Genomic DNA, 19521 nt, shown 5'->3' with positions numbered 1-19521 from the left:
GACTTTTCTAAGCAAGCTTAAAATCGTCTCGTTCGACTTGCATGTGTTAAGCACGCCGCCAGCGTTCGTCCTGAGCCAGGATCAAACTCTCCATAAAATTTATGAAGAACTTAATCAAGCTCTCAATTATCTATTAAAGAAATTGCCGATTGCTATGTTGTTCATACCAATCGATGTTTTAATAAGAAGTTTTCACTTCTCAAACATCTGGCTTTAATCATGTTGCATGATTATTTGCATTGTTTAGTTTTCAAAGAACAATCTGTTTTGTCGTTATCGGCTCTCGCTTCAAGCGACTCATTTATCTTATCGCATTCAGCTTAGCTTGTCAAGAACTTTTTTGAAGTTTTTTCGAAGCTTTTCGGTTCCTCACAGCGGCCTGCCAATCAAGGCTTGCTGAACTGTTTCGTTGCCGTGTCTGTCAGCGACTTGTATTATATTACACGAGTCAGAAGCTCCTGTCAACACCTTTTTTGAAAAAAATATGAAAAAGCGTTAGCAAATTGCAGTTTATTGGTTAGTTCGTGCTAATGATATTCTGTTCATGCGTAGTCAGGGGTGAACGGGGGAGTAATTTTTCTGTTTTCCGCTAAACGACCCCCTCGCCTCAAATAGCCGTCCAGGTGCCTGCGCCGGGCAAGCCAACGGCGCTGCTTTCAGCGTATTTACTTAGCAAGTTCCTCCAGGGGCCGGCCTTCACTGCGTTCAGGCAATCGCTCCCTACAGAAAAATCACTCCCCCGTTCGCCCCAAGTTGCGGCTTAGGCTATTGCCACGAATTCGTTGCTCCCGTTACAAGAACATCGATGTGCTTGCTGCTTGTTTCCACAAAAATTACGTTTTATACGGACATCACTTAGGGCGGAGGTGGTGATGCTTTTCGCCGTGGAACGACTGTCCGAACGTAGTGAGGACTGGCCCACAAACAAGAGTTCCTAAAAATTGAGCTGAACATACGCGCCGCCGGCCTGCCCGGCGCAGGTTACTAAAAGTCCAATAAATTTCCTTGTGGGTCATTTAGTGCAACGGCGAAAAGTATTACCACCTCCGCCCAAACTGAGCTGTAACAAAAAATTTCAGCACGTACTAGCAAACTGCAATTTAATCTATGCAATAAGCCCGCGGGACTGGTGATTATTACCAGTCCCGCGGGCTTATTTATACTTAAATGTAAACCAATTTATGCGTCCTTTTTCGCCTGCTCCGCAATCTGCTGGCGCACGGATTCCTGCGTCGGCGCTTCATAAGCAGGTTTTGGTGCAGGTGCCGACTCCGGCGTTATATCCGGGGTCGTAGCCACCTGTGAAGCGGTATTTTCGGCAGGCTGAACGGCAGCCTGCTGTTGTACCGGCTGCTGTGTTTGTTGCTGTTGTTGCGTGGCCTGTTGCTGTACCGGAGTCTCCAACGGTGCATTGATAGCCTGTGAGAATGCACTGGTCGCTTTCTTAAACTCGCGCATTCCTTTTCCCAGTGAGCGGGCGATTTCCGGCAGTTTTCCCGGGCCGAAGACCACGAGGCCCACAATCAATATCAGGATAAGTTCTGGTACACCGATTCCAAACATGGTGAATCTCCTCTCATCATTTCCGCTTAAAAATCACGGTCGCCGATAAAATCTGCCACCTGTACAAAAGCATCTTTAATTTCCGCAGGCAAATCCGCCGGAATGACCTGACGGGCCCGTTCCAAATATTCGTCAGCCTTTGCTTTGGCCACTTCCACGCCATCCGTCATCCGGACAATCTCCAAGGCACGCTCCACCATTTCCCCGGTCATTTCGGGATTGGTGACAATCTCCGCCAGTTCTTCTGCATCAGCACTTTCATTGAGGGCATGGATAACCGGCAGCGTCACAATGCCCTGACGGATATCATTACCCGCAGGCTTGCCAATCTGCTCAGACGTCTGCATAATATCCAGCACATCATCCGTAATCTGAAACGCCATGCCAATGCAATGACCGTATTCCGCCAGTTTTTTCGTATCTTCTTCCGGCAGGCCGCCCACCAGACCGCCCAATTCACAGCAGATTTCCAGAAAATCCGCCGTCTTTTTTTGAATACGCTCGTAGTAATTATCCAAGTCCTTGACGGCCTGATACACCGTATGGTCCTGAATGATTTCTCCCACGCTGAGATTGCACACCAGCTCTGCGAGACGCTTGGCGACATAATCCCCATAACCGCCTTCGGCAATCAGGGAGAATGCCCGGGCAAAGATATAGTCCCCGCCCAAAATCGCAATCTGATTGTCCCATTTGGCATTAGCCGTGGGTTCACCCCGGCGGGTATCCGCCTCGTCAATCACATCATCATGCACCAAAGAAGCCGTATGGATAAGTTCCAATGCTTCAGCCAAGGGCAGAATTCTTTCCAAGGAAAACTCTTTGCTGCCTCTGGCTGCCAACAGGCAAAGAGCGGGGCGAATCCGTTTGCCCCCGGCGGTAACGAGATGGGTGCCCACTTCGTTAACCAGCGCCACTGGAGAGGAAACTGCCCCGATCAGTCCCTCATTCAGCACATCCAAATCACTCTGTATAACATCAAACATGGGGTTTGACACATTTATCACCTACAAAACATAGTCTTTATGGCGTTTCACGCATTTTATAATTGTACTACATTTCTGCGCGTTTGTCATTGTTTATCTTTGTCCCTCAGAGCATATTCTGCAGGAATGCCTTGGTACGTTCTTCCTTGGGCTCGCCAAAGAAAGCCGCAGGTTCTCCCTCTTCGACAATATTGCCATCCGCCATAAAGATAACGTGGCTGGCCGCCTCCCGGGCAAAGGCCATTTCATGGGTCACCACGACCATGGTCATATGCTCGGCTGCCAGTTCGCGCATGGTTTTCAACACTTCTCCCGTAAGTTCCGGGTCAAGGGCCGATGTCGGCTCGTCAAAGAGCATAATGTCCGGCTTCATGCACAAAGCTCTGGCAATCGCCACACGCTGCTGCTGACCGCCAGAAAGCTGCGAGGGATAGTAATCGGCTCTGTCAGACAGTCCCACCTTTTCCAACAGTTCCCGCGCATAGGGTTCCACTTCGCTGCGCTTCAAGCCCTTTACCTGCATGGGCGCTTCCAGTAAGTTTTCCAATACCGTCATATGCGGGAAAAGATTGAACTGCTGAAACACCATACCCGTGGAGGCCAGGATTTCGCGTTCTTCTTTGCCGCTGGCATAAACGGCTTCACCGTCTTTGGTCTGCACCAAAAATTTATCCTTGATGGCAATACTGCCTTTATCAATGGTTTCCAGTTTATTGATGCAGCGCAAAAGGGTGCTCTTGCCGGAACCGGACGGGCCGATAATGGCCAGCACTTCGCCACGGCGCACTTCAATATCAATGCCCTTTAAGACTTCCACTTCATCATAAGCCTTGTAAATATCTGTCATCTTCAGCATGACTTCGCCTGTATTAGTATTTGCCATAATATGCCTCCAATTTCTTAAAGCCCCAAGTCAGGACAAAAGTCATCGCTAAATAAAAGATAGCCGCAAACAGGAACGGCGTCATGTCAAATTCCCGCTGTACGATGGTACGAGCCACCCGCAGCAAATCATTCATGGCCAGGATATAAACGAGCGAGGTATCCTTGACCAGATTGATGGTTTCATTGCTGACCGGCGGCAGCACAATGCGGATAACCTGCGGCAAAATGATGCGGCGCATGGTCTGCGGATAGCTCATGCCGAGCGTCTTAGCCGCTTCATACTGCCCCTTGGGCACGGCCTGAATACCCGCACGGAAAATCTCCGCAAAATAAGCGGCATAATTAAGCGTAAAAGCGAGCAAGGCCGCCGCGATATCCGGCAGGCGGATACCAATCATCGGCAGGGCAAAGTAAACAAAAAGCAGCTGCAGCATAAGCGGCGTGCCGCGCATAATCCAGATATAAAACTCGACAATCCGGCTGATAATCTTCAGACTGGACAAGCGCCCCAATGCCGCCAGCATACCAATAGGCAGGGATAAAATCAGGGTGACAAAAAATATTTCCAACGTGATTTCCGTACCTTCCAGCATCAGCAGGAAGGTGTGAACGAGCTGTTCCATATATCTTACTCCTTTAGTGTCGTAAAGTGTTAATACATTAGATTATACACAATAACTGTCACCCTGTAAAGAAAACTCCGTGCAAAACAATGTTTTGCACTACGCCCTTACACGAAATCTAAGCGATTCTGCGCCTATCGGCTTGACTCGCAAAAATTTCGTAGTACAATGACCTGTCAAAAAATTGACAAGTCATTTTCTGCATTATTCCTGTTCCAATGCAATTTCTTCGAGATATTCCCAGCGCTCCATGAGCTGTTCCACTTCCGCAGTGAGGCGTGCTTCTTCTTTGGCCAGTTCATTCAAGCGGCCAAAGTCCGTGGCGTTCTCCGCCATTTGCAGCTGCACGACCTTCAGTTCCCCTTCCTTGCTGGCGATAATGCCTTCGATTTCCGCGTACTCCTTCTGCTCCTTGAACGTGAACTTGCGCTTGGCAGGCGGCGCCGTCTTTTCCTCGGCCGCCTGCTTTTCCTTCGGCTTCTTCACGGCAGGTTCTGCTATGGCTTCAGCCTGCGCGCTTTCCTCAGCCAGCCTTTCCTTGTAATAGGAATAGCCGCCCGCATACATGCGCAGATTGCCGTCAGCTTCATAGGCAAAGACTTTGTTTGCCAGCCTGTCCACAAAGAAACGGTCATGGGATACAAAGATGATAGCGCCATTGAAATCATCGATAAAACTCTCGAGCACCGCCATGGTTTCAATATCCAAATCGTTGGTCGGTTCGTCGAGCAACAAGACATTTGGTTCTTCCATCAATACCCGGAGCAGATAAAGCCGCCGCTTCTCGCCGCCGGACAGGCGTCCAATCGGCGTCCACTGCAAATCACCGGGGAATAAAAACCGCTCCATGAGCTGTGATGCCGAAATCCTCGTGCCATCTGCCAGCGTGATAAAATGCGCGGCTTCCTTCACATACTCGATGGCCCGCAGGCGCTCGTCCATATCCACCGCCCGCTGGGCAAAATAACCGATTTTGACCGTCTGACCAATGGTCACTGTGCCAGAAGTTGGAGCCAGCTGTCCAGCAATGATATTCAGTAAGGTAGTCTTACCTGTTCCATTAGAGCCCAGAATACCAACACGGTCGTTGCGCAATACCGTATAGGTAAAATCTTTGATAATCGCGCGCCCGTCCACTTCATAATGCACATGCTCGAGTTCAATAACCGTGCGCCCTAAACGGCTGCCGGCCAAACCGATTTCCACCGTGCTGTTATCGATATTTACACTTTGGGATTTTACTTCCTCATAGCGCTGAATGCGCGCCTTTTGCTTTGTTGAGCGAGCCTGTGCCCCACGGCGCAACCATTTTAACTCATTGCGCAGGAAATTCTGCCGCTTGGCTTCCGTGGACTGCTCCCGTTCCAGACGCGCCGCCTTCTGTTCCAGATACTCCGAATAGTTCCCCGTATAAGTGTAGGCATTGCCCTTGTCGAGTTCCAAAATCTTCGTGGACGTATTATCGAGGAAATAGCGGTCATGCGTCACCATGAGGATGGCTCCCTTAAAGGCGCGCAGATATTCTTCTAACCAACCGATGGTTTCGCTGTCCAAATGGTTGGTCGGCTCGTCCAAAATCAGTAAATCGCAGGGCTGAATGAGTGCCGTTGCCAAAGCCAGCCGCTTCTGTTCACCGCCGGAGAGCGTACCTGCCTTGGCCATATAATCGCGGATACCTAACTTCGTCAATACAGTCTTGGCCGCACCTTCAAGCTGCCAGCCGTCATGTTCATCAATCACCGCCGTATGGCGCATGATTTCCTGCTGGACTTCCTTGTCCTGCGGATTTTTTTCCACCGCCGCCATGGCCAGTTCATAGCCCCGCAAAGCCTGCATCAAAGGCGACATGCCGCGGAACACTTCCATGAGCACCGTATTTTCCGGTTCAAAGACCTTATCCTGCGCCAAATACTCAATCCGCAGACCGCGCATGGTGGTAATTTCCCCGGCATCCACAGGAATGAGTCCTGCCACCGCCTTCAAAAATGTACTCTTGCCCGTGCCGTTCACACCGACAATCCCGACCTTATCCCCGGCATCCATACTGAAATTCACGCCAGAAAACAAATTCTTCTCGCCATAACTTTTCGTAAAATTTTCTATAGTTATTATCATCGTTGAAACATCCTTACTTCAAAAGTCCGAAATGAAATAGCACTTGCCGACACGCAAGGCAAGTGCTATAATGTAAGCAAGTTAAGGGTGCCGCCCAGCGGTCAGCCCTCGCAGGTTAATATTTTACTTCAAACGATAACCGCTCATGCCGGCAAGCTAGGAGCGGTTATTTTTCACTTCTACAACTATCATCCAAATCAATAGTAAAACTACGATTGTTTCAGCCATAGGCGCCGCCCCCTTTCCAGAGGGCGAAACCGCTAAACAGCACCTGAATGTAATTATAGCAGGCGTTGGGCTGAAAAGCAATGCGAAGCAAGCGACAGGCGGGGACTGGCTGACAGGCGCGTTTGGCGCGGAACGTAAAGAACATATTTTTTATCAATCCAAAAATGGGCTGGAAAAGTCAACTGTCTGAGTACAGCGAGTTTTGACTTTTCCAGCCCATTAAAATAAAGATAAAAAATATGTTTAGTTCCGCGTCTCAGCGCATGTCAGCCAGTCCACGCCTGTCGCGTCTTGCACTTCGAATCCAATCGTGGTAATCAAATCAAAGGTATTTTTTCTGCACCTGCCGCAGTCTTACTTCCAGACATACCGCACCGATAACAATGCCCGCAATCAACCCAATCCAGTACCCATACGGCCCCATATCGGTATACTTTGCCAGTCCCCAGCCCATGGGCAAACCAATAATCCAAAACGAGAGCACCGCCAGCATAAAGGTCACATGAACATCCTTAAAACCTCTGAGTGCTCCCTGAAGCGGCGCATTGATACTGTCGGCAAACTGCATAAAGACCGCGTAAATCAAAAACCCTGCTAGTATCGGCTGCACTTCTGTACTGCTGGTATAGAGCGCGGCGATTTCATCGCGGAACTGGGTTAAGAGCAGCGCCAATGTTCCCACGCTGAAAAAGGTCAGATAACGGCTGAGCTTGATGTACTGCCGGGCATCCGCCAAGCGCTTTGCCCCGACTTCATAGCCCACCAAAATAGTCAGTGTCATGCTCACCGCCAGTGGCACCATATAGACAATGGTCGTAAAGTTCATGGCCGCTTGATGTGCTGCCACAATCGCCGTACCGTAAGCCGTCATAAACAGCCCCACCGCACCGAAGATACTCTGCTCGCAGAACATCGTCGCGCCAATGGGAATACCAACGCCCAACTGTTTTTTCCATTCGGCCAGATGAATCCCCGGCAAGTGACGGAACACATGATAGTCCTTGAAGGGGTGCATGCGACTGACCACAATAATATTCAAGACAAGGTTTAACGTCAACGTTACCGCTGAACCAATCCCCGCGCCGATACCGCCAAACGCCGGCAATCCAAAGAGGCCATACATAAAGATATAGTTCAGCGTGATATTGGTCGGCACCGTACACATGGTCACGCACATCGTAAGCCGCGTATAGCCATGGGCATCAATAAAGTTGCGCAGCACCGAGGAAATAAAGATGGGAATGATGCCTAGCGACAGGAACATCAGATAATGGCTCGTGATGTATTCCACCTTGGGCTCCAGATTCAGGAGCGGCAGAATATAGGGAACCGCCAGCCAGCCCAAGGACACAAAGCCCACACCTAATGCAAAAGCCCAATAAAAGCCCTGCTTGACGATAAAGCCGATTTTTTCCTGTTTTCCCGCCCCGTAGAGTTGCGAAATGGTCGGCGTCAGCCCCGAGATTATCCCTAAAAAACTGCCGAAAAAGGGCATAAAGAGATTAACCCCCACGGCCACGCCCGCCAAATCCTGCTGGCTGATATGTCCGGCCATTACCGTATTAAAAAACCCTGTTGCCATTAAAGACAACTGGGTTATAAAGATTGGCAAAAGCACCACAAAGAATTGTCGTGCTTTTGCCTTGTAACCAAAGGTCTGTTTCATCAGTTTTCATCCTTAGACAGGCAACAGTTCTTATACTTCTTGCCGCTGCCACAGGGACAAGGGTCATTGCGGCCCGCCTTTTGACGGTGTACTTCCGCAAAGGGAATCACCTGCCCCACACCGCTCTTGGCGAAAAGTTCGCTGGGGGTGTGGCCTTTAAGCGGCCAAAGATGGGTTTCGTTATTGTAGGCAATGAGCAGAGGTACTACAGCCTTCATCTTGGCCTCGTCCTCCATCATGCCCAACTGTTCCAGATATTCAGCTGCTTCCTGCATGGAACCGCCATTCTGCAGCAGGATAAAGATTTCACCCACAATATCCGCAGCCTTGAGCACGTCACAGCCATGCTCCTTCATAAAGAACTGCGCCAAATCCTTGTACTCGTTGGTCGCATCAATATGGTTATTGGCACCTGCTTCAAAAAGCTGTTTGTAGCCAAATTCTGCATAGTCCAGATTGCTGTGCTTGCGCTGTTCGTCTTCCAGAGCGTTCTCATCAATCAGCGTATAATACTTCACGCCCTGCGGCAATGCCACAATGGTATTCGTCCAACAAGAAGCATTGAGCATTACGCCCACAAAGTCCTTGAAGGACAGGTTTTCCCGCTGGTCGGCTTCCAGCTGCCCGGCCACTTTGGTATAGAGGGTTTCATAATCCATATAACCATAGTAGAACAGATAACCGGCCGTCAAGCGGGTAATCTCCGTGTTCATGGTCGCAAGCGCCTCAAAGTTCGGAGAATCCAGCTTCTTGAATTCAGCCCGGATTTCCTTCGGCATATACCAGATAAGTTTATCCCCATCCTTACCGCAGGACAAGAGACCCAGCCCCCGCAGGTAATCCAGACGCACATCATCATCCCGCAGCTTGGCACTCTTGCCCTTTTCGAGAATGAAATGCTGGAAGCATTCGTATTCTTCCAAAAGAATAGAGGGCAGCCAGATGCGGGCAAACTTCAAAATTTCCGGAGCCAGCTTCTCTGCCAGGTCTGCCTTCTTGAGGGAGCTGGCGCCGCTGATGTTGAGGTTGTAGCGGATATCGTCGAGTTCCGCCTTGGTCATGGCGTTCAGCATGTCCTTCAGCGTGTTCTTTTCCGGCATCTTGTGACGATAGAGGGCCTTCTTGCGCTCCTCCATATCCGCTTCCATCATCTGGGCAAGAGTTTCTGCCTGGGTCAATTCTTTTTTCTGGTCTTCCATTGGTCTTTCTAAAATCCTTTCTATCCTTACGTCTTACAGGGTAATTTTTTCTCAGCCAAAGTAATCGGCAATGCCATCGGCAATGCCCTGAGCAGCTTTGCGAATACCTTCTTCGCTGTCGAGCATTTTCTCTTCGCTCTCGTTGGAGATAAAGGCAACTTCCACCAGCGTAGCCGGCATATCGGTATGCTTCACCACATAGAAGTTGCTGCTCTGGGTGCCCCGGCTCTGGGTGCCCAGCTGGTCAACGATGCCAGCCCGAATCTTATCCGCCAGCTTGCGGGAGCGCTTGTCCCCCAGGGAATAATAATAGCCTGTGGTACCTTTCGCCGCATTGTTGGTAAAGGAATCCATATGAATGGAAACAAAGATATCCGCTTTCTTGGCATTGGCCACATCACAGCGGGCCTGCAGTTCTTCAATGTCCGTAGCCTTGGCCCGCTTCTTGGAAACTTCGATATCGGCATTACGGGTCATATAAACCGTAGCGCCCTCTTTCACCAACAGGCGTTTGACTTCGTTGGACACTCGCAGAGTCACGCTCTTTTCCATGACGCCCGTGGGGCCGATAGCACCGGAGTCGCTGCCGCCATGACCGGGGTCAATGACGATGATGCGGCCTTTCAGACCGGTAATGCCTGCCAATTCGCCATCCATGTCTTCCCCACCAGCAGGTTCCTGTTTTTCTGCAGGTTCAGGCGGGGTACTTGGTTTCACTGGTTCTGTTTTCGGCTGAGACGGATGCGAGCCTGTTTTTGACATGTCAATTTGTGCGTCATCCGAATCGGTCAGGTTGCCAAAGTCCATAACAATGCGGCCGGGTGTTTTGCCGCTGCTCAAGGCAAAGACATTGTAGTTGTTTTTGCCCACTTTGGTCTCTACCACCACGCGAACAGTTTTGGGGTCAAATTGGGCGATTTTTACGCCCCCTACAAAGCGGTTGTCAATATGGATGTGTTTGTCCACCTTCGGCGACAGCCAGGCATTTTCTATATCCACCACCACACGGTCAGGGCCGGACAGCACCATTTTTTTGTATTTTACGGGCTTGGTGGCATCGATGACAATACGGGTCTTATCCCCGTTAAAACTGTCACGGATGCCAGTGATTTCGGCCATGCCGCTGATACGCTCACTGAATGCCTCATCAGCAGCCGAAGCCGCGGAGATGGGCAGGAGCAGACATAAAGTTGTCAACAGCAGTAAATGTATATAGAAGAAAATACGTTTCATAGAATCCCTCCATTACAGGACACATATACTCTATTATCAACTTTATTGCGTGAAAATGCAAGGGCTGGGGAGGATTTTAATGGAGATTTAAGATAGAACATCTTCACGCACTGCTTTGAGACAACGAGAATGGGGAAATTTCCCTTAACGTAAAAAGCCCGCTGACAAAAAAGTGTCAACGGACTTTTAGTAAATTGCAGTTTGTGAGTTCATTCGTGCTGAAGGTATCCCGTTTATACGTGGTCATGGGGTGAACGGGGAGTGATTTTTCTGTTTTCCGCTAAACGACCCCCTCGGAAAGACAAGCTGTCCAGTTACCTGCGCCGGGCAGGCCGGCGGCGCTGCTTTCAGCTTATTTGCTTGGCAGCTTTCTGCCGGGGCCGGCCTTCACTTCGTTCAGGCAGTCGCTCCCTACAGAAAAATCACTCCCCGTTCGCCCCAAGCTACGGATTAGGCAAGCGGCGAAAACTCGTTACTCCCGCAACAAGAACATCGATGTACTTGTTCCTTGTCACCGTGAAGATGCCAGCTTATACGGACATCGCTTAGGGCGGAGGTGGTGATGCTTTTCGCCGTGGAACGACTGTCCGAACGCAGTGAGGACTGGCCCGCAAACAGTAGTTCCTAAAAATTGAGCTGAACATACGCGCCGCCGGTCTTGCCCGGCGCAGGTATCTAGAAAAGACCAAACTATTGTTAGTGGGTCATTTAGTGCAACGGCGAAAAGTATTACCACCTCCGCCCCCACTGAGCTGTAACAAATAAATTAAAGTTCGCACTGACAAACTAGCGTTTTGCTTTTGGCTTGCCGAGAATTTCTGACCAGATAACTGCCTGCTGCAAATTACTTAACGTCACCGTATTCTGCGGAGCCTGTGCCTGTTCAACTCGCTGGGATTCTGCACGTTTCTCTGCCTGTTCCCGCTGCTTTTTCTTGCGGCGCAGCATTTCCTGATAGCGTTCCTGCTGTGCACGAATCGCATCCTGTGTTTCCACTTCTGCCGTTGTCTGGATGTCAGGCAGGGGCGGAGCGCCTCGAAGTTCCGGAATTTCGATTTTTATGCGCTCCTGTTTAGGCTGCGGAATATCCGGCAGGGGGCGCTGGGGGAAATCCGGTATCCGGCGTTTGGGCACCGGCTTTTTCTTGCCCTTGCGGTCAGAAAAGATGGCAAAGAGAATAAAGAGGACTATGACCCAAAAGGAGTCCATAAGTACCCCTCCTTATTTTACCGGTGCCGACGGCGCCTGCAATTTGCTGCCCGCACTGCTCGTGCTGATAGCATTGCGCATATCCGTGTCGGCTTGCACATTGTTGAGGTTGTAGTAGTCCATAACCCCGAGCTTGCCTTCCCGCAAAGCCTGTGCCATAGCATGCGGCACTTCGGCCTGTGCTTCGACAACCTTGGCTTCCATTTCCTGCGTGTAGGCCTTCATTTCCTGCTCTTTGGCCACAGCCATAGCACGGCGTTCTTCGGCTTTGGCCTGTGCAATGCGCTTGTCGGCTTCAGCCTGGTCGGTCTGCAGTTCTGCACCGATGTTGCGGCCTACATCCACGTCAGCAATATCAATGGAGAGGATTTCAAAGGCCGTACCGGCGTCAAGCCCCTTGCCCAACACTGTCTTGGAAATATCATCCGGGTTAGCCAGCACGTCATTATGGCTTTCGGAAGAACCTACAGTTGTGACGATACCTTCGCCAACGCGAGCGATAATCGTCGGTTCACCAGCACCACCGACCAGACGGTCAATATTAGCGCGCACGGTAACACGCGCCTTGATTTTGAGTTCGATACCGTTTTTCGCTACAGCGGAAACCACCGGCGTTTCGATAACCTTCGGATTAACGCTCATCTGCACGGCTTCGAGCACATCACGGCCGGCCAAATCGATGGCGGCAGAGCGTTCAAAGGGCAGGGGAATCTGCGCACGGTGAGCCGCGATAAGGGCGTCCACGACCTTATCCACGTTACCGCCCGCCAGGTAATGAGCTTCGAGCTGATTAACGGCCACATCAAGACCAGCTTTATTAGCCTTAATCAGCGGCAGGATAATCTTGTTGGGCGGTACGCGGCGCATGCGCATACCAACCAGAGTCATAATGCCGACCCGCACATTGGCTGCCAAAGCAGAAATCCAGAGTCCAATGGGGACAAAGTGCAGGAACACCATGATAAATGCAATAATCAGGACTAACAAAAAACCTGTTCCAATCAAACCACTCATAAATGCAAAACCTCCTTAAATCTGTCGCACAACTACCCGGTTTCCTTCGACGGCCACAACTTGAACCTGCACACCTTTCGGCACGAAAGCACCTTCGGAAACCACATCCACAGGCTTGCCATTCAGCCGCACACTGCCAGAAGGACGCAGCTCCGTGAGCACTTCGCCCACTGCTCCCAGCAGTGACTCCCGCGGTGCCGCACTGACAAAGCCGCGTTCCGAACGCGATTCATCCTTCAGCACCACCTTATTCCAAAGTTTACTCGAAGGCAGACGTTTAACGATAAGTGCAAAAATCACAATCGCTGCCACAAAGGAAATCAGCATGGCATAGAGCGCATGAATATCTCCGCCCAGTGCCAGCACCACACTGTAGAGCATAGCAGCAACACCCAGGCCAGCCAAAAGCCCCACCGTAGGCAGCAGCATTTCCACGATAATACAGAGAATACCGCCCATAAATATGGCAATCTGATACAGGGACACCAGCCCTTTCACATACTGACTGCCCCAAAAGACACCAGCGGCTACCAGCCCCAGCAAGATACCTGCTCCCAAGCCACCGGTCTTAATCTCCACCATAATGGCCAGAAACATAATCGCCAGCAAAAGCATCTGCACCACCGGCATACCTACCACCATATCCATATACTCACCCCCTTGCAAAATATTTCCACATAGCCTGTAAAAAGTCCTGCCTAGGTGAAGCTACTGCATCGTACTAAGCTACTGCATCGTACTAAGCCCGTGGAGACTGGTGATGTTTTTCCGCAGCTTTTGACAAGCCTGTCTATGGCGAAGGAAAAATATTGCCAGCCTCCACGGGCGCCTTAGCACTATGATGTTATCCCTGCAGGAAGCTCTTCACGATTGTATTAACCATCTTCCCATCAGCGCGCCCCTTAACCTTCGGCATCAGCACGCCCATAACTTTGCCCATATCCTTCGGCGTAGCAGCTCCGGTCTGTTCCACCGCAGCCTTCACGAGCTCACGCACTTCGTCTTCGGAAAGCTGAGCCGGCAGGTAAGGCAGGAGCACATCGATTTCCGCCTGCGTCTTTTCCACCAAATCCTCACGGCCGCCCTTCTGGAATTCTTCGATGGAATCACGGCGCATCTTTACTTCCTTGCTGATAACCGCGATTACATCTTCCTCACCGAGTTCTTTCTGTCCGTCAATTTCCTGCTGGCGGATAGCACCGCGCACCATACGGATAACGGCCAGACGTTCCTTTTCCTTATTCTTCATGGCTTCTTTCATATCAGCAGTAAGCTGTTCCTTTAACGACATTTTCTAATCCTCCTGTAATATAAATCCATATAACAAAAAGACACCTGAAAATCTTACGACTTGCAGGTGTCCCGCGCAAATTATCTGAACTTGCGTTTACGAGCTGCTTCAGATTTCTTCTTGCGGCGAACGCTCGGTTTCTCGTAATGTTCACGTTTTCTCACTTCAGCCAGAGTACCAGCTTTCTGGGACATACGCTTGAAGCGGCGGAGAGCACTATCGATTGATTCGTTTTTACCAACTTTAATTTCGTTTGCCATCTATTTTTCCCCCCCTCCACTTAACATGGGAGTTTGTGTTTCTAAAACTACACCACGATATTATACAATAAAGGTAGCGAGCCTGTCAACACAAATCCACACAAATCGTTAGCCTGGGGGCCATTGCAGGGAGCGACCGCCTAAGAGATGGAAATGCAGATGTTTTACGGTCTGACCGCCTTCATCGCCCGTATTGGCAACTACACGGAAACCGGATTCCGCTACACCTAGCTCGCGTGCAATCTGCGGAATCACATCGACCAGAATATGTGCTGCCAGTTCCTTATCTTCAGCCTTTAATGCTGCCACGCTTTCCACGTGCTTTTTCGGAATCACGAGCACATGCACAGGGGCCTGCGGTTCCAAATCCTTGAATGCCAGCACGGTCTCGTCTTCATAGACTACCGTAGACGGAATCTCCTTGCCCGCAATCTTGCAAAAAATACAATCTGCCATCATTAACACCTCCTTCACAATCGCATATTATATATTATTCGTCATAAATTGGAAAACACCTGCAAGGATGCAAAAAATATTTTCTCACTGTTTATTTTGTCACCGTCATTCCCCCGTTTTGAATTACGAAATGAATCGTCTCCGAAACAACGGACTCATTCCGCGCAGTCGTGAAACGAAATGCAAACGCATAGGTCCCATTTGCGAGTGGCTCGTCTCGCAAAACAGGCTCACCTGCCAACTGGAACGACGTGCCTTTCACTTCCTCTCCCTCGTCATTGAAGAACAGCGGTATGATTTGGTCGCCAGCTTTCAAGTTCAGATTTTGCCTGTCCATCCAACCATTTTTCAAAACGCGGTGAATGCTGAGTATCTCATATTCGCCCTTCGTGAAATCATAGCCAGCGGTTAGATAACACTTCTGCCCGTTAAGCAGAATGTAAGAATAGTAAAGATTATAATCCTGCTGCTGTTCACTAAGATAGAACGACAGGACATGACCGTTCAAGGCTGGCCACTTCCCGTCAAAATTCTCCTGGAATACGCCGCGTTCCCAATCGGCCTTCATTTTATCATCACTGCCCAGATAAATCTCTCTTCCCTGCGCATCATAGGAACAGAGCAGAAAATCGGCCTGACTGATGGCATTGGCATCTTCCGGCGAAAGAGCGATAGTGGCCATATTGTTCTCATTAAGAACGATCTGCGCATGTTTTATCTTCTCGACATCAAAATAAAACCAAGGTGTACCATCGCCGCTGCCGGAAAGCATATCGTGATAGAGCTTGGCGAACGCCTTGCTGACTCCTGTCAGAGACGAGTAAATCTGCCACGAATCCAAACCGCCATAGAGGCTGTAATAGCCAGACAAGCCCATACCATACTTACGATAGGGACCCGCCGTCTTGCATACCACAGCCTTATCCAGCGCCTCCACGAAAGCAGGCGCTGTGCTGAGCTCGGCCATGCCGTCCGCCAAAGAGCCCAAATCCACCATATTGGTATAGTCTTCGCTGTCATTCGGCCCATAATTTTCCACGCCGCCAGCCACCCGGTCATACGTGGTGAAAAAATGACGCGGATTTCCCTGAGACAGCTTCAATGCTTCCTGCCCCATTTTTTCGTAAGCGTCATTCAAGGCAGGCATTTGCCCCAAATCAATCAGGGATAAGGTTGCCATATCATCCGTTTCATGGCGCTCACAATGCGGCAGGTAGGTTTCACAGATGACCGTCCCCAGCTTTTTCCCGTCCATGCCCGGATCATTTGCTAAGGCTCCTACCCAGCCGACATAATCTGTGCCCGTTCCCGGCATGAGTTCTTCCGAAGCCGCCATGTAACGCGCAAAGCCGTACAGAGTGTTCGCTGTTTCGATGCTCGCCATCAGGCAGGTGTCAAACAGCACGAGTTCAAAAGCCGGCTTCTTCGGATTATTTTCTTCCACACTCTGCAGCGCCTGCCGCAAATCATTCAGGCTGAGTGTCGTTTCATATTTTTCATCAAAGCAGCAGCCGCCTAAGCTGCCACCGCCATGGTCCCAAAAGACGAGCATCCGATGGTCCGCAGGGTAACGCTCCTTGCTGAAGCGCAGAAAAGCCTCCAGTGTTCCTTCATCCCCCATGCTGGCATCCTGCAGTCGTTCTATCTCATGAAAACCACTGCTGTCATAAACATAACGGGCCAATTCATTTTCCGGTATGCCTGCGGTCTGCCATTTTTTTGCGCCACCGGTCTGAATGACGAACTTCACATTTTCCGGAAGTGGTATGCTTTGCAAGGCCTTCAGGTCAGCTGAGGCAAAACCACTCTCTGACTCCAAATCCGAGCCACACATATAGATGGAAACGACCCAGTTGCCCTGTGTGAACTTTATCCCGGAACAGCCTGCAACCAGCCCGCCCACCAGTACAATAAAAAGCAGCAGGCGGCACAAGGTCTTCTTGCTCATCCTCTCATCCCCTTCTTCATTTTTCCTGTTCTGACACACGCTATCCCCAGCCAGCATCACCCAGCGGTTCAAGCTTTTACCGTAATGACTTCTTCGCCAGCCATCGGCAATTTCCTCCTGTACCATCCCTCTGCCACTCATTTTCTGCCTGCGAATGCAGAGCAGCTTTATACAAACAAAGACCCCGAAGCCCTTTGCAGCGGGTTTCGAGGTCTTTTCATATTTAAGATACCAACGGTATTTGTAAGTAGATGGTCGTTCCCTTGCCGAGCTCACTTTCGAGCCGGATTTCAATGTCATGCTGCTGGGCAATCCAACTGGCTATGGAAAGTCCCAGCCCGGTTCCGCTGACGCCCTGGGCCTTGGTACGGGAAGTATCCACCCGATAGAACCGTTCAAAGACCTTCTGCTGGTCTTTCTTGTCAATGCCAATGCCGTTATCGGCCAGCGCCACCTGCATGAACAGCCCGTCCTCATTTTCCACCCGTTCGGACTTCACCGTGATACGGCCGCCCTGGGGCGTATACTTCGTGCTGTTATCCAGAAAGATGCGGAACATCTGCCGCACGGTCACCAAATCGCCATACATCATACCGTCATCATTTTGCAACAGCTCCACGCTGTGGTTCTTGGTCACGAGCTGCATCTTCCGCATGATGTCTTCCAACAGTTCACTGAGTTCGATATTTTCCTTATGCAATACCTGACGGTTCTGGTCAGCCCGGGCCAAGAACAGGAGCTTTTCAATCAGCTGCTGCATGTTCTCGGCCTCGGAGCGGATGGACGAAATGCCCTCGTCCAGCACCGCTTCATCCGCACGCCCCCAGCGGGACAGCAAATCCGAATAGCCTAGGATAACCGTCACTGGGGTGCGCAGCTCATGGGAGGCATCCGACACGAAGCGCTTCTGCTGCTCAAAGCCCCCCTCCAACCTATCCAGCATATGGTTGAAGGTCTGCGCCAATTCGGAAAGTTCATCCCGGACAGGCGGCACCACAATGCGCTTGTCCATATTTTCCACTTCGATTTTCCGAGCCGTAGCCGTCATCTCGCGAATGGGCTGCAAAATGCGGCGGCTCACAAAGAACCCTGCCAAGAGCGCCAGAAAGAAGCCTAAAATCGTCATCAGGAACAGGATTTTTTGCAGGGTTTCCAAAAAATGCTTCTCCGCGGTGATGGTGCGGAAGAAGTGCATATTATAAACCTGTCCGCGGTATTCCACATCCATGCGCGCATGGTAAAGCGTGGCATTGCGCAGCTGCACCACCTGCATATTCTTGTTGGCCCAAAAGGGCGGATTTTTTTCCGTATTTTCCTCGATGCGCCGCAGCGGCGGGTAATGGCTGTCGTTTTCGTAGACGATTTTTCCCCGGCTGTCGGTTATGCGCAGTACCACGCCGGGCAGAACCAAATCATCGCGGCCAAAATCCATATCCAGCGAACGGCCCTGCTCCATGACATCCAGCACATGATTCATGCTGATTTCCAATTCCACTTCCGCCTGATGGTAGAAGGAGAAGAATACGCCCAACCCCGTCAGGGTACTGGTGAGAATCAGCACCAGCAGCAGTACCGCCGCATAAAAGCAGGTAATCTTGGTGGAGATTTGGGCATAGCGCAGACGCGCAAACATCAGTTTTGGATGCCGCAGCCAGGCCTTAATCCCTGACAGCATAGCCTATGCCCCGCACCGTATAGATGTATTTTTCCTGATAGCGTTCATCGATTTTCGAGCGGAGGTAACGGATATAAACATCCACCACATTGGTGTCCCCATTGTAATCATAGCCCCATACCGCCTGCAGAATCTGTTCACGGGACAGGACATTGCGCTTGTTGCGCAGCAAAAATTCCAACAGAGCATATTCCTTTTTGGTGAGCTGGACAAACTCACCCTTCACCCGCACTTCATAGCGGCTGGGAATCATGATGAGGTCCTTGATGGCCAGACGCTCGTTCTCGTCCCCTTCGCTGGGGGTCTCTTTGTAATGGCTGCGCAGGGCACGGCGGATGCGGGCCAGCAGTTCCTGCATGTCGAAGGGCTTGGTGATGTAGTCATCGGCACCCAAATCCAATCCCGACACCATATCGGACACATCATCCCGGGCCGTCAGCATGATGATGGGCACATCGGAGCTCTCCCGCACCTTGCGGCAAATCTCCATGCCGTCCATTTCCGGCAGCATCACATCCAGCAGCACCAGGTCGAAGCCGCCCTTCAGAATTCTATCCAGGGCATGACGGCCGTTATCCTCAAGAGCCGTGTCATAGCCTTCATGTTCGAGTTCAATCTGTAAAAAACGGGCAATACGGTGTTCATCTTCTACGATAAAAATTTTCGGATTCGCCATACAAAGTCCCCTCCTGTAAGTTAAACATACATATATAATATAACGAAGGGCAAGGTTTGAAAAGCCTTGCCTTGTAATTATAATGGAAATTTAATGTTGTACTTTCGCTGTGGCCTTGGCCAAAAACTTCTCCTTGGCTACCGCAAAACGCTCATGGCTGCCTACGCCAATTTCGCCCTGGTCATCATAGGCCCGCACGGTGAAGATAATCTTGCGCCCTTCCACTGCCGTAACCTCAGCTTCCGCCCGCACGGTTAGGCCCACAGGCGTCGCTGCGGTATGCGCCACATGAAGGCTGATGCCCACGGTAGTCCAGCCCTCCGGCACCAGAGCTTCCACTGCCTCCGTAGCCGCCTTTTCCATCAGGCAGGTCATGGCCGGCGTCGCATAAACCGGCAGGCTGCCGCTGCCCATGGCCCGGGCGGTTTTTTCCTCTGTAACTTCCTCAGAAACCGTATTTTTAAGTCCCACTTGCACAGCCGTTAATTCCATCT

At 50.7% G+C, this 19521-nt stretch carries 18 protein-coding genes; all 18 read right to left on the bottom strand.

The window, feature by feature from the left end; all coding sequences use genetic code 11:
- Positions 1-1179 precede the first annotated feature (1179 nt).
- Positions 1180-1563, bottom strand: coding sequence for a Sec-independent protein translocase subunit TatA/TatB (locus T320_RS06025; RefSeq protein ID WP_037353975.1), 384 nt, complete (start codon positions 1561-1563; stop codon positions 1180-1182).
- 26 nt (positions 1564-1589) lie between these two features.
- Positions 1590-2549, bottom strand: a complete 960-nt coding sequence (locus tag T320_RS06020; protein WP_231465855.1) for a polyprenyl synthetase family protein — start codon at positions 2547-2549, stop codon at positions 1590-1592.
- A 106-nt stretch (positions 2550-2655) separates the two neighbouring features.
- Positions 2656-3432 carry an amino acid ABC transporter ATP-binding protein gene (locus T320_RS06015; protein ID WP_037353969.1) on the bottom strand — a complete coding sequence of 259 codons (777 nt, stop codon included), beginning with the start codon at positions 3430-3432 and terminating at the stop codon, positions 2656-2658.
- The gene (locus T320_RS06010) at positions 3419-4057 is read right to left on the bottom strand and encodes an amino acid ABC transporter permease (protein ID WP_026761442.1); all 639 of its coding nucleotides are present in this window, start codon (positions 4055-4057) and stop codon (positions 3419-3421) included. Before T320_RS06010 ends, T320_RS06015 begins: the two co-directional genes overlap by 14 nt.
- A gap of 204 nt (positions 4058-4261) precedes the next feature.
- Positions 4262-6172 carry an ABC-F family ATP-binding cassette domain-containing protein gene (locus tag T320_RS06005; protein WP_037353965.1) on the bottom strand — a complete coding sequence of 637 codons (1911 nt, stop codon included), beginning with the start codon at positions 6170-6172 and terminating at the stop codon, positions 4262-4264.
- A gap of 550 nt (positions 6173-6722) precedes the next feature.
- Positions 6723-8066, bottom strand: a complete 1344-nt coding sequence (locus tag T320_RS06000) for an MATE family efflux transporter (RefSeq protein WP_037353962.1) — start codon at positions 8064-8066, stop codon at positions 6723-6725.
- Positions 8066-9265, bottom strand: a complete 1200-nt coding sequence (locus tag T320_RS05995; RefSeq protein ID WP_037353960.1) for a YecA family protein — start codon at positions 9263-9265, stop codon at positions 8066-8068. Before T320_RS05995 ends, T320_RS06000 begins: the two co-directional genes overlap by 1 nt.
- Before the next feature lie 51 nt (positions 9266-9316).
- The gene (locus tag T320_RS05990; protein WP_037353958.1) at positions 9317-10498 is read right to left on the bottom strand and encodes an N-acetylmuramoyl-L-alanine amidase; all 1182 of its coding nucleotides are present in this window, start codon (positions 10496-10498) and stop codon (positions 9317-9319) included.
- Between the two features lie 786 nt (positions 10499-11284).
- The gene (locus T320_RS05985) at positions 11285-11707 is read right to left on the bottom strand and encodes a hypothetical protein (protein WP_037353956.1); all 423 of its coding nucleotides are present in this window, start codon (positions 11705-11707) and stop codon (positions 11285-11287) included.
- Between the two features lie 12 nt (positions 11708-11719).
- Entirely contained in the window at positions 11720-12721 is a 1002-nt protein-coding gene (gene floA, locus T320_RS05980) for a flotillin-like protein FloA (protein ID WP_026759207.1), read from the bottom strand.
- A 15-nt stretch (positions 12722-12736) separates the two neighbouring features.
- On the bottom strand, positions 12737-13369 hold the full coding sequence (locus T320_RS05975) for an NfeD family protein (RefSeq protein ID WP_026759208.1): 633 nt from the start codon (positions 13367-13369) through the stop codon (positions 12737-12739).
- Positions 13370-13565: 196 nt separating this feature from the next.
- Positions 13566-14012, bottom strand: coding sequence for a GatB/YqeY domain-containing protein (locus tag T320_RS05970; RefSeq protein ID WP_026759209.1), 447 nt, complete (start codon positions 14010-14012; stop codon positions 13566-13568).
- A gap of 80 nt (positions 14013-14092) precedes the next feature.
- Positions 14093-14272 carry a 30S ribosomal protein S21 gene (gene rpsU, locus T320_RS05965; RefSeq protein ID WP_014425320.1) on the bottom strand — a complete coding sequence of 60 codons (180 nt, stop codon included), beginning with the start codon at positions 14270-14272 and terminating at the stop codon, positions 14093-14095.
- 108 nt (positions 14273-14380) lie between these two features.
- Positions 14381-14728: a histidine triad nucleotide-binding protein gene (locus T320_RS05960; RefSeq protein WP_026759210.1), complete on the bottom strand. Its 348-nt coding sequence runs from the start codon at positions 14726-14728 to the stop codon at positions 14381-14383.
- Between the two features lie 91 nt (positions 14729-14819).
- On the bottom strand, positions 14820-16817 hold the full coding sequence (locus T320_RS05955; protein ID WP_197019384.1) for a clostripain-related cysteine peptidase: 1998 nt from the start codon (positions 16815-16817) through the stop codon (positions 14820-14822).
- Between the two features lie 82 nt (positions 16818-16899).
- Positions 16900-18309, bottom strand: a complete 1410-nt coding sequence (locus T320_RS05950) for a sensor histidine kinase (RefSeq protein ID WP_037354115.1) — start codon at positions 18307-18309, stop codon at positions 16900-16902.
- A 25-nt stretch (positions 18310-18334) separates the two neighbouring features.
- Positions 18335-19027: a response regulator transcription factor gene (locus T320_RS05945; RefSeq protein ID WP_037353951.1), complete on the bottom strand. Its 693-nt coding sequence runs from the start codon at positions 19025-19027 to the stop codon at positions 18335-18337.
- Between the two features lie 90 nt (positions 19028-19117).
- Positions 19118-19519: a thioesterase family protein gene (locus T320_RS05940; protein WP_037353948.1), complete on the bottom strand. Its 402-nt coding sequence runs from the start codon at positions 19517-19519 to the stop codon at positions 19118-19120.
- Positions 19520-19521: the final 2 nt, after the last annotated feature.

This window comes from Selenomonas sp. FC4001, from assembly GCF_000701565.1.
Taxonomy (GTDB): domain Bacteria; phylum Bacillota; class Negativicutes; order Selenomonadales; family Selenomonadaceae; genus Selenomonas_A; species Selenomonas_A ruminantium_B.
The sequence above is the reverse complement of the archived record's forward strand: the minus strand, read 5'-3'. Positions and strand labels throughout refer to the sequence as shown.